The following is an 11,673-nucleotide window of genomic DNA, read 5'->3' as shown; positions in this document are numbered from 1 at the left end:
GTACAATCAACTGATTCAAGTTCGCAATGACTTTTTGAAGCAATCAAAGATATCTTTAGGGAGTCTTCAAGGTTGGCAAACATTTGTGCAAATGAGTGCGCGATCGCAAGCCGGACGTAGAGCAATGTTAGCGCACCGTCAAGCCAAAGAAATTGCTTTGGGTACTGATGGGAAGATAAGAGTTCTTGCTGATATATTAACAGAACATTATCCAGAAAGAGTTTTGATTTTTACTGCTGATAATGCGACAGTTTACCACATTTCTCAAAATTTTCTGGTTCCAGCAATTACTCATCAAACTCCTGTCAAGGAACGGCATGAAATATTAACAAAGTTTCGTGAGGGAGAGTTTAAAACTTTGGTTGCTTCTCATGTGTTGAATGAAGGTGTTGATGTTCCTGCGGCTTCTGTTGCGATTATTTTATCTGGTACTGGTTCGACACGGGAGTATATTCAAAGATTGGGAAGGGTTTTAAGAAAAGGTAAGGATAATAAGAAGCAGGCGATTTTGTACGAGGTGGTGGCGGAGGATACGAGTGAGGAGGGGACTTCGGCGAGGAGAAGAGGTATGGAGAAGAAAAACGTATCTCCTCCGGAGACGCTTCGCGAACGCGCAGCGTCTCCGGAGGACATACCGCCAAAACGCCAAGAACGCCAAGAGAAAGAGGAGAAGAAAGGGAATTTGCGGGTTGTTTACGGGAGTGGGAAGGAAAAGAGTCTTAAGGCTGCTGAACAGTTGGAGATAAATTATAAAGTTCAAAAGAAACCGCCGATAAATACGGATGAAAGCTGATAATGTTGCAATAATTATCTGCGTTTATCTGCGGTTCAAAAGTCCAATGCTACCAACAGAGTTACTAAGCCACAGGCAAAATGGGGAAGAGATAATCCCGAAGAGACTGAAGATTGATAATAATCATTTGGCGATCGCCACTGAGTTAACAAGTTGTTTTCAAAAAGCGGTAGGTGAGACTCAGGGTACGCTTGAGCGTCAGTTGTCGGAGTTGGAGGGGGATACTCCAGATTATAGAGTCAAGCGGGGTTTAGCTTATATCCTCAAAAGCAGTTTCTGCACTTTTGAGGTGGTGAGTCCTCTGGAACCTCAAATGTTACGAGAAAGGGTTTTTGCTTTGGCGGCGAAGTCTCCTCCGAGTCGCGAGTTGACAGAAACGACTTTAACAAAAATTGCTGATGAATTGAGTCATGAACTTGAACGCGAAGTTTTGCCGAAACAAGTAGGTGAGGGATTATATGCGGATTTATCTGAAAATAAAATTTTAATAGCTTTTGATGCACCAGCACCCCATGATTTATTGCATCGATACAATTTATCTCAGGTGCAGGGAGTGTTTTATAGAGCAAGTCAGTTGGTGATAAATGCTCATCGCAATGTTCCGGGACAATATAAGCTTTTGTTTCGTTACCTTAAGTTGTTTCAATTAATGTCTTATATTGAGGGTGATGCTGACCACGGTTTTACAATTACTATTGATGGTCCGACGAGTTTGTTTACTCCCAGTACGCGGTATGGTTTGGCTATAGCGAAGCTGATTCCGGCTTTACTTCATGTCACAAAATGGAGTCTTTCCACGATATTACAAATTCGTGATCCATACACAAATACATGGAAAACTGGACGTTTTACTCTCAATTCTGAATGCGGTTTGGTGTCTCATTATTCCACTGGTAAACCATACGACAGTATGTTGGAAGAGTCTTTTGCTGATAAGTGGGAGTCAACGAAAACGGATTGGGTGTTAGAGCGAGAGGTTGACTTAATTCCTATTCCTGGAAGTGTGATGATTCCCGATTTTAGATTAGTGCATCCTGATGGGCGATCGCTGTTATTAGAAATAGTTGGTTATTGGCGACCAGAATATTTACAAAAGAAGTTTTCACAGGTACGGCGTGCAGGACGTGATGATTTAATTTTGGCTATTTCTGAACGATTGAATTTGGAGAAAGCCGGAGTTGAATTAAATGATGTGCCTGCTAGGATTGTTTGGTTTAAAGATAAATTGTTGCCGAAAGCAGTGTTAGCAGTGATGGAGTAAAAAGGAGGAATGATATGAAGGTTATCGAAACAATTGCCACAGTGACAGAAGATGGAAAAATGACAGTACAGTTACCGCCAGATATTCCAGCAGGTGAGCATAAAGTTGTGGTGATAATTGCTAAACAGCCTTTACCCAAAAAACCAGAGACAAAGGAAAAGCATCCACCTTTAAACTTCCCAGTAGACAATTACAGTTCTTGACCTGAAAATCTTTCTTTAAGACGTGAGGATATGTATGATCATTGGGGACGCTACCGTCATATTTTAGGAGAAATGAGATGAAAGCGATTACGACAATTGCTACAGTTACAGAAGATGGGAAAATCACAGTACAGTTACCACCAGATATCCCAGCAGGTGAGCATAAATTGGTGGTGGTGATTGATGAAAAACCTTTGGTAGAGAAGCAGATAATTAAGGAAAAGCGTCCGCCTCTAAAATTTTCTGCCTATCCTGTAGGATTAGTCTCGGAAAGCCTTACTTTCCGCCGAGAAGATTTATATGCAAACGACTGATAACTCTGTCTTCATCGACACGAATATTTTGGTTTATGCCAATTTAGCTTTGTCACCGTTTCACTTACAAGCTACGGAACGACTTCAAGCTATAGAAGAACAGGGAATTGAACTATGGATCAGTCGCCAAACTCTCAGGGAATATTTAGCAGCTATGACAAGGAAAGGTGACTTAACTGGAGAAATTTCTGTTTCTTCCCTAGTGGAAGACGTGCGGTATTTCTCCAACCGCTTTCGAGTTGCTGAAGATAACTTTCATGTGACTGAAAGGTTGTTGACGCTAATGGAAGAAATTCTTAGTGGTGGCAAGCAAGTGCATGATGCGAATATTGTCGCCACAATGCTAGTTTACGGTATTCCTCAGCTCTTAACTCATAACACTGGAGATTTTACTAGATTTTCTGAGTTAATCACTGTTTTGCCTTTACAAGAGTAGATCATCTGATATTTTGTACCTGTCCCAAACGTTGTAATCCGAGGTTTGCAAGACATGAACAGAATAGCTTTATTGAATTAATGCGGAATCTAAAATTAGCTTTTCCTAACAAGATGATGGAGGCAATTCCTGCTAATCATAGTTGTGGTTATATTTCAATACGGTTCAGTTAAGGATAATTGTAGGTTGGGTAGAGCGATAGCGTTACCCAACAAAGCCCCGAGAATGTTGGGTTTCGTTCCTCAAACGCCAGACGCCAAGTGAGGGAAACCCTCCTGGAGCTTACGCTCCCCAACCTACGCAAAATCAGGTTTTTAGCTCTAACTGAACCGTATTGGGTTATATTTTGTCTATAAAGTAGACATTTAACAGTTATCAGTTATCAGATCTCACTGTTCATTGTTCACTGATTAAAGATTATGCCTTCACGCGATATTTATCACAACACTGTTAAAAATGCTCTGCTCAAAGATGGATGGACAATAACCCACGATCCTCTAAAACTTGAGTTGGGTAAAAAAGATTTATATGTTGACTTGGGAGCAGAACAACTCATCGCTGCTGAGAAAGAAAAGTCTAAAATAGCAGTCGAAATTAAAAGTTTTGTTGGTCGCTCTGATATCGATGATTTAGAAAAGGCGCTGGGGCAGTATATTCTCTACAATGATATTCTTTCAGAAAAAGAACCAGAACGAGTTTTATACCTTGCTATCCGCAATGGAGTTTACATAGACCTGTTTGAAGAACCAATTGGTAAACTGTTATTAAGCAAAGGTCGTGTCAAGCTCATTGTGTTTGACCCTAGCATGGAGGTAATTCTCAAATGGATACCCTAGACAGCTATAGACAGATTACTGAAAAAATTCTCTCTGAATATGCTGCTGTTCCTTACGCTTACGGTGAGATTCAAACCGAAGTCGTCTTTGATCGCAAGAACGACCGATATTTGCTGGTGAATGTGGGGTGGGATGGCGATCGCCGAGTTCACGGTTGTATTATTCACATCGACATTATCAACAACAAACTCTGGATTCAGCGCGATGGTACTGAACACGGTATTGCCAAAGATTTGACAGAAGCTGGAATCCCCGAGAACCACATTGTCTTAGGGTTTCGAGAGCCTGAACTCAGGCAGTATACGGGATATGCTGTGGCATAGTCTTGATGTATGAAGTTGAGTTTTGCCGCTTCCTCAGTAACTTGTTTAGCACAAACAATGAAAGCTATGAGTGAGCAAAGTTACCAACTAGAAGCACGTAAACTTAGGTCATAACGGGGAAGTGTAGACGACTCCCACTCTTGCGTACGATCCAAGTACTTGCTGCTGTAACCTAGTCGCCATAACAAAACTTCATCAATCCACTGAATTGCTTGTTTTATAAACTTCCAGCGGTGTTCAATTGTCATGCTGCCAACTCTAGGGTGAACTGCATCATTTCGCACTTCAAGAAACGAAGGTACATCGTCTATGTCGTCATATCCTTTACTCTTAGTTAAACCTATGCGTTCGAGTAACAATCTCAGACGTTTGCCAGTTACACTAATATTCTCCTGACCAGAACTTTTACCTAAATTCCAGCATTGTTTAGCGGTTTGACTTTGTTTGATATCAAAGAGTAATTCGCAAGCAGCTTTTGTTGTGGCATTAGTTTCTTCTTCAACAAGAATGGTGTAACTTAACCGCTCAAGGGCAGCACCTACAGCAGTTGCTACAACTTGCCAACGCATTCCTGGTCGCGTTGCTTGAAAATACTGAGTGAGTGTAAAGTCATAGGTCTGTCTCCATGTTGGGTTTTGCATTATGCCCTTAAAAGCGGGGAAGCACTCCATGTACACTTTCAAGTCGCTGTCCACAGTCACCCATGAATAACACAATTGTTCTAGTGGAGTGGTTTGAAATGTCAGAGCAACTGCACAAGAAGTTTGAATGGGATGCGATCGGTTTTGAGTATACTCGTAACCTTCAATGAAAAGAGGACCAATATAGCCGCCGTTGGCATAAGACAGAAACAAGCAAAGATGTTTGAGCTGCTCTAAAGCATTGCTGAGTGTAATAGTTTGAAGTTCAGATAAGGTTTCAGGCTCTGTCGGCTTATATTTTCGCTGGTAAAGGGTTCCAACTGTAGTAATGAGGCTACCTGTGTTCCGATTTTGGGGGTTGAGCCAATTTAGTGCATCAGTCCATATATCTAAGCGAATACTCCAAATATTATCTATAGCTGATTGTACGTACCTACCTCCGTTCTCCCAACTAACTTCTGTATCACTGCCAACCTCTTTTAGGATTTTTATTAATATTTCTTGGCGGACACTATTGTACTGAAAGCGAGTATTAGGCAGGTAAAAGATAAATTTATGTGCTGTATCCTCCATGTCACCATAAACAGCCTGAGCAGTAGCACCCCTTATAGCTCTGAGTGGTCCAACAATATTAGAAGAGTCGCCAGTGCATATCGGCTGTTCTATGGAAAAACAGTGTCCAATCAACGGATTTTTTGTGTTTGAGTCAAGTGAGAGTGAAGGAAAATTACACTGAACATTGCCAAGGATTTCAAATTCCCAAATAATGCGTGGCGTGGGATAAATCTCCAATTCTGCCAAAAGGCGACCTTCACAATTGTTTATCTTGGCAATATTGTTGTAGAGTTTTACTTTTTCTTGGAGAATTAAATCTTTATCTTTAGGAAGCATTTTTGATGGTTTAAGTAAAGCTTAGTCGATATCTTAACTACGGCAAACGTGCCCTTCCTTGCCATTACTTGTAATTGAGAATTTAGTGTATCTCAGATTTTGGATTAGCGAAAACCAGCCAATCCAAAATCCCGACATTTAAAATTTAAAGTTTGCTAATCGATGCAACACCCGCCATATCCAAAATTGGCACAATCAAATCTTCACGCTTCACCGCCATCATGTGCACACCTTGACACAATTGACGTGCGATTTTGACTTGTTCAGCAGCAATTTTCATCCCTTCTTCAAGCGGATCTTTTGCTTGCGCTAACCTATCAATTATGTGGTCAGGAATATTCACCCCTGGTACACACCGATTGATAAACTGAGCATTTTTCGCTGATTTCAACAGAAAAATTCCTGCCAAAATCGGTTTATCACAGCCTGCGGCTATTTTGTCCATAAACTTTTCTAGCCGATCAAAGTCTGTAATCAATTGACTTTGAAAAAACTGCGCTCCCGCCGCTAATTTACGCTCAAACCGACTTTGCAAACCAGACCAACTTGCACATTGCGGATCGACTGCTGCACCAGGAAATAAGTCTAGCGCACCATCAGTCAGAGGTTTTTCGTTGCAGTCTAAGCCTTGATTGAGTTTGTGAATCAGTTGCAGTAAGCGCACTGCTTCCAAATCAAACACGCCCTTAGCGTCGGCATGGTCGCCTGCTTTCACAGGGTCACCAGTTAAAGCTAAGATGTTATAAATACCTAGAGCATGAGCGCCCATAAGGTCGGCTTGTATGGCAATACGGTTGCGATCGCGACAAGCAATCTGACAAATCGGCTCAATGCCATTTTGTAACAAAATTGCCGACGCTACTAATGAACACATCCGTAATACTGCGCGGCTACCATCAGTAATATTGACGGCATGAACCCTCCCCTTAAGAGTCGCCGCCATTGTTATCATGTGTTCTGGATTACCGCCTTTAGGTGGTGTTACCTCGGCGGTAATCAGGAATTGACCTGTTTTTGCCGCTGTACGAAAAGAAGTTAAAGCAGTTGGATTTATCGTATCCAGCATAAAAAATGACCATTTCTGTCTCTGGGTACAGCTATAACACAAGATAACCTCATGAGAAAAGCTTATAGGGGTATAGAGTAACCCATCGCAGCTTTGACTTCATTGAGAGTTTGGTTGGCGATCGCCTCTGCTTTGTGCTTTCCATGGCGCAACACAGACTCCAAATAACCTTTGTCGTTCGTCACCGTCTGATATTTTTCTTGGATAGGTTTAAGGGCTTCAATTGTCGTATCCGTTAACAAAGGCTTAAATTGCCCCCAGCCCATATCTTGACACTCCGCCGCTACCTCTTCCTTGGTTTTTCCAGAAAGCAGCATATACAATGTTAACAAATTGTTACTTTCAGGACGTTCTGGGTTGTCAAACTCTAAACCGCGAATCGGATCAGTTTTGCAGCGCTTAATTTTTTTTGTAATCTCATCAGGTGAATCTAGCAAATTGATTCGACTCAACTCAGACGGATCGGACTTCGACATTTTCTTAGTACCATCGGTTAAACTCATCACCCTTGCACCTTCTTTACGAATCAAAGGTTCTGGTAACTTCAGCACTGGCTGATTTGGTTTAGCAAAGAAGTGATTAAACCTGTTGACGATATCCCGCGTCAGTTCCAAATGTTGCTTTTGATCTTCACCCACTGGTACTTTATCTGGTTGATAAAGCAAAATATCAGATGCCATCAGCACTGGGTAGTCCAACAAGCCAACATTCACATTTTCTCCTTGTTTGACTGCTTTTTCCTTGAACTGGATCATGTCTTGCAGCCAATTCAGGGGCGTGATGCAGTTAAACAACCAAGTCAGTTCACTGTGGGCAGAAACATGAGATTGCACAAAGATAGTAGAATGGTTGAGATCAAGTCCGCAAGCCAGATATAAAGTAGCTAGAGTATAGGTATTAGCTGCCAGCGTTGCTGGTTCGTGGGGCACAGTAATCGCGTGTAAATCAGCTATGAAGAGAAAATTTTCATACTGGCTTTGGATTTCTACCCAATTGCGAATTGCACCCAAGTAGTTGCCTAAATGTAAATTGCCAGTTGGTTGAACTCCGGAAAGAACTCGTTGCCTACCCATAAACTCCAATATAATGTTTTGAAATCCGACAATGCGGCTTTACAACTGACTTCCATTGTTGCAGAAAATTTTTGACATTTCTTTATATTTCACGCAAATATAAGCAGCGCATGTTGTGGATGTTTAATATGTTGCGTTATTAACTTGTTAAGATGATGTTGACTGTACAGTGACTCAAAGCAAACCATCACTGACCACTATTAGAAGCATGAAGCATCTGTCGGACTACAACTTCTTTGACCCTGAACTGCTTGTGTGCCCTTATGAATTCTACAAGCTAGCACAGGAGCAAGCACCAATTATGGAGCTACCTAGTCCCAAAACTGACGCCAAACTCTTCCTCGTTACCCGCTATGACTTGGTGATAGAAATTCTTAAAAATACAAAAGTATTCTCTAGCAATTTCTCTACTTTACTGGCTGGGAAAGAAGAACAGGATCCGGAATTGCAGAAAATCTCTGCTCAAGGCTGGCCTCAGATGAACACCTTGCTCACGGCAGATCCGCCAGAACACGAGCGATTCCGATCACTGGTGAATAAGGCATTCAGCTCGTCGCGTGTCAACAAAATGCATGACTTGATTCAGCAGATTGTTGATGAACTCATTGACAGTTTTATTGATAAGAGCAAGTGTGAGTTCGTTAGTGAGTTTGCCGTACCCTTACCGCTCAAAGTTATTGCTCAGCAGTTAGGTGTGCCGCAGGCAGATCTGCCGAAGTTCAAGCAATGGTCTGATTCTTTTATTGCGCGCCTAAGCCATATGCTTTTTAAAGAGCAGGAGATCGAGTGTGCTAAAGATGTGCTTGCTTTCCAGCATTATTTTCATGATGTCATAGAGTCACGCCAAAAACAGCCTCAGGATGATTTGATCACGGACTTGGTACAGGCGGAGGTGGCTTTTGAGCGATCGCTCGACACAGCTGAACTGCTGAGTATAATTCAGCAAATACTAGTGGCAGGCAATGAGACTGTCACCAGTGCTATCGCGGGTGGGATGTTGTTGCTGACAAAGAATCCCCAGCAGATGAAGTTGCTACAAACAGATCTTTCCCAGGTAGAGAACTTTGTTGAAGAAGTTCTACGGATGGAAACTCCGACAGCGGGAATGTGGCGAGTTGTGACGCAAGATACAAAACTAGAAGACGTTGATCTCAAAGCTGGGTCTTTGGTCATGATCCGCTTCGATGCTGCTAACCGCGACCCCATAAAATTTCCAGAGGGTGAGAGTTTCGACGTGCGCCGCCATAATGCCAGCAACCACCTATCTTTTGGTCATGGCATTCATTATTGTTTGGGCGCTATGCTTGCTCGCAAGGAAATGCAGATCGCCTATGAGCGGTTGCTGCTACGGATTAAGAACATCCGCTTGGCACAAGGTGATTACCAGTACTTGCCGAACATACTCATGCGGGGACTCAAGCACCTCTATATTGAGTTCGACAAGGTAGCAGTTGAACAAAGTGAAACCCAACATTAAAATGAGTTTTCTAATCAATCTATTTTTTCATCTGTCTACAGAATGAAAAACAAAAACATTTTTTCTTAATTCTATTTTTGTTGAAGCCATTCAATCAAGGGTCTTAGCGTTCCTGGTAGCGCAGCTTCACTCACCGTGACTGTGTGTTCTCTTCCTTCCTCTTCTACCGTTAGCTTGTACTGAAAGCGGTCAGGTTGTGTCGTAGAAGCTGTGATCTTTTCGGGTAGATTGAAGAAATCTGCGGCTTCTACTAATCGCGGTAGTTGATCAGCTTCATTTGCCGGAATGTTTGCTGTATCTACAGTTTTTTTTCTACTTATCCCTGCAAAACCACCCGTGCGTTCAAATGATATCCGCATTTTCTTGCTCTCCGTCTTGCTATATTTTGCAAGAATGAATAAAAACTGGGAAGGTCATAACATATTTCCCAGTTTATCAAGAAAGATAACACTCAATGATGAGTTATCATTCATTACAACAGTCAACAGTTATCAAGCAACTGTTAAAACTTTGATGATTCATAATTCATCCTCTTAGAGAACTCCTACCTTTTGCCAAGCATTCTGCACTGCTTTTTGTTCTTTACTTCCTTGATCGTAAAGTTCTCCAGCAACTTTGATAGTGATATTAGCAGCCTGTTTAAAATTGGCTTTAGATTTTAGGCGATCGCGTAAAGTAATGTACCAGATTTTCCCAGCCTTTTCCCAGGCATAGCCGCCAATTTCCACCGCTGCTAGATAAAAGGCGTAATTGGGAATACTTGAGTTGATATGTACTCCGCCATTATCATCCGTACCAGTGTATTTGTTTTTCATATGCGCTGGTTGGGGGTCTTTGCCCAGTACTGGATCATCATACGCTGTTCCAGGCGCTTTCATTGAGCGAATGCCAACGCCTTTTGTCTTGGGCGTCAATAGACCTTCCCCAATGATCCAGTCTGCCTGATCTGCGGTCTGATTTTTGACTCGCTGTTTGACCAGAGAGCCGAAAACATCAGAAAATGACTCATTGAGTGCTCCAGATTCTCCAAAATAGATCAGACCAGCTTCATGCTGAGTCACCCCATGAGTTAACTCATGCCCAATCACATCTATAGATTTGGTGAAGCATTGAAATATTTCTCCGTCACCATCACCGTAAACCATTTGGTCGCCATTCCAAAAGGCGTTGTCATATTTAACGTTGTAATGCACGGTAGAATCTAAACGCAGTCCCTTATCATCAACAGAATTGCGCTCAAAAATTTCTTTGAACAAGTCATAAGTTGCACCAGCTGCATCGTAGGCTTCATTGACCGCCGTATCTTGACTTGGGGGATCGCCTTCTCCACGTACGAGTACGCCAGGAAGTTGTTCACTATTTTTCGCATCAAAGATAGTACGACGCTTCTGACCAGGAGAAACCGCAAAATTCACAGCACCTACTACGTTCCGCCGTCCACGAAATTGTGCCGAAACATTTAATGTGCGAAACGCCCACTCACGCTGCTGTGGGTTCCCATTCACTGCAACGTGTTCCAGCATATGAGGTGGAACAATACAACAGATGGGGCATCTAGTGTCAAGTAGATGCTCACATTCAGACATAACAGATTTTTTGTTTTTTCGAGCCATCTTTAAGATCTTCTCCTTTTTCAGATAAGTAATGCCAAACAGTATCTCTTAGTCTATACAACAACGAGCAGAGTCATCATTCCAAACGAAAGATGAAGCAAAGTCATCGCAAACAGTCTACAAGAGCATTTTTCAGTGTTGGCTTACTCATTCGGGTAACATAAGCGCGAATACCAGTGTCAAAATTAGTATTCCTGGCAAACGCTTTTCCGGTAACTAGCTATTTTATGAGAATTTCCACTGATGCTTCCACTTAATAATAATGGTTTATTTAAGACTGAGTTCTTTTTGATGTAAATATTCTCAAAAATAAAAAATTGTATATAGGAGATGTCGCTAGTAAAAATCTAGACCAAAATCATAAGATTGTTTAACATAATAAAAGACCCCACTAAATTGTGTGTGGTTGTGTGTTGTAAAACTTGGTTGATACATGGTCAGGGGGTTAAATCCCTCGTGACCATTTTGTTTTTTATGTCATACTCATAACCTTTAACTATTCCCACACATAATTATTTAAAAAAAAATATTTCCAAAGTCATTAATTATGCTTTTATACTGAAAAAATGTTATTTCATATACAATTCATTCATGTATTGAGTATTTTAGATATAAGACTCCTATTTGATTTTTGAAAAAAATTTGTACGTAAACTTTTATTCCTTCTTAAGAGTTAAGCGTTCTCTGTTCTCTGTTCCCTGTTCCCTGTTCCCTGTTCCCTGTTCCCTATTCCCTGTTCCCTGTTC

Annotated in this window: 13 protein-coding genes; 8 read left to right on the top strand and 5 right to left on the bottom strand. The window is 41.6% G+C overall.

What is annotated here, in order from left to right; translation table 11 throughout:
- From DP116_RS22685 to DP116_RS22655, 7 genes are all read left to right on the top strand, one after another.
- On the top strand, nucleotides 1–793 hold a 793-nt coding region (locus DP116_RS22685), incomplete at its 5' end, for a helicase-related protein (RefSeq protein ID WP_281357463.1).
- Nucleotides 794–839: 46 nt separating this feature from the next.
- A complete protein-coding gene (locus DP116_RS22680; protein ID WP_169157328.1) occupies nucleotides 840–2,054 on the top strand; it encodes a DUF790 family protein in 1,215 nt (404 codons plus the stop codon).
- 14 nt (nucleotides 2,055–2,068) lie between these two features.
- Entirely contained in the window at nucleotides 2,069–2,257 is a 189-nt protein-coding gene (locus tag DP116_RS22675) for a hypothetical protein (RefSeq protein WP_169157327.1), read from the top strand.
- Nucleotides 2,258–2,334: 77 nt separating this feature from the next.
- On the top strand, nucleotides 2,335–2,571 hold the full coding sequence (locus tag DP116_RS22670; protein WP_169157326.1) for a hypothetical protein: 237 nt from the start codon (nucleotides 2,335–2,337) through the stop codon (nucleotides 2,569–2,571).
- Nucleotides 2,558–3,007, top strand: a complete 450-nt coding sequence (locus DP116_RS22665; RefSeq protein WP_169157325.1) for a type II toxin-antitoxin system VapC family toxin — start codon at nucleotides 2,558–2,560, stop codon at nucleotides 3,005–3,007. Before DP116_RS22670 ends, DP116_RS22665 begins: the two co-directional genes overlap by 14 nt.
- Before the next feature lie 419 nt (nucleotides 3,008–3,426).
- Entirely contained in the window at nucleotides 3,427–3,843 is a 417-nt protein-coding gene (locus DP116_RS22660; RefSeq protein WP_169157324.1) for a XisH family protein, read from the top strand.
- Complete coding sequence (locus tag DP116_RS22655) at nucleotides 3,831–4,166, top strand: XisI protein (protein WP_169157323.1); 336 nt, start codon at nucleotides 3,831–3,833, stop codon at nucleotides 4,164–4,166. The genes DP116_RS22660 and DP116_RS22655 overlap by 13 nt, the downstream gene beginning before the upstream one ends.
- Before the next feature lie 80 nt (nucleotides 4,167–4,246).
- Here the strand turns inward: DP116_RS22655 and DP116_RS22650 are convergent, their stop codons facing one another.
- From DP116_RS22650 to trpS, 3 genes are all read right to left on the bottom strand, one after another.
- Nucleotides 4,247–5,698: a hypothetical protein gene (locus tag DP116_RS22650; RefSeq protein ID WP_169157322.1), complete on the bottom strand. Its 1,452-nt coding sequence runs from the start codon at nucleotides 5,696–5,698 to the stop codon at nucleotides 4,247–4,249.
- A gap of 145 nt (nucleotides 5,699–5,843) precedes the next feature.
- Nucleotides 5,844–6,764, bottom strand: a complete 921-nt coding sequence (locus DP116_RS22645) for a methylenetetrahydrofolate reductase (protein ID WP_169157321.1) — start codon at nucleotides 6,762–6,764, stop codon at nucleotides 5,844–5,846.
- A 62-nt stretch (nucleotides 6,765–6,826) separates the two neighbouring features.
- Nucleotides 6,827–7,837 (bottom strand): tryptophan--tRNA ligase, encoded by a 1,011-nt coding sequence (gene trpS / locus DP116_RS22640; RefSeq protein ID WP_169157320.1) that lies wholly within the window; start codon nucleotides 7,835–7,837, stop codon nucleotides 6,827–6,829.
- Nucleotides 7,838–8,045: 208 nt separating this feature from the next.
- Between trpS and DP116_RS22635 the strand changes: the two genes are divergently transcribed.
- Entirely contained in the window at nucleotides 8,046–9,314 is a 1,269-nt protein-coding gene (locus DP116_RS22635) for a cytochrome P450 (RefSeq protein ID WP_169157319.1), read from the top strand.
- A gap of 71 nt (nucleotides 9,315–9,385) precedes the next feature.
- Here the strand turns inward: DP116_RS22635 and DP116_RS22630 are convergent, their stop codons facing one another.
- The gene (locus tag DP116_RS22630; RefSeq protein WP_169157318.1) at nucleotides 9,386–9,673 is read right to left on the bottom strand and encodes a protealysin inhibitor emfourin; all 288 of its coding nucleotides are present in this window, start codon (nucleotides 9,671–9,673) and stop codon (nucleotides 9,386–9,388) included.
- A gap of 174 nt (nucleotides 9,674–9,847) precedes the next feature.
- Nucleotides 9,848–10,927 (bottom strand): M4 family metallopeptidase, encoded by a 1,080-nt coding sequence (locus DP116_RS22625; RefSeq protein ID WP_169157317.1) that lies wholly within the window; start codon nucleotides 10,925–10,927, stop codon nucleotides 9,848–9,850.
- Between the last annotated feature and the right edge of the window lie 746 nt (nucleotides 10,928–11,673).

Source organism: Brasilonema bromeliae SPC951, assembly GCF_012912135.1.
GTDB lineage: Bacteria > Cyanobacteriota > Cyanobacteriia > Cyanobacteriales > Nostocaceae > Brasilonema > Brasilonema bromeliae.
Note: the sequence above shows the minus strand (reverse complement) of the source record. Positions and strands in the feature narration are given on the sequence as shown.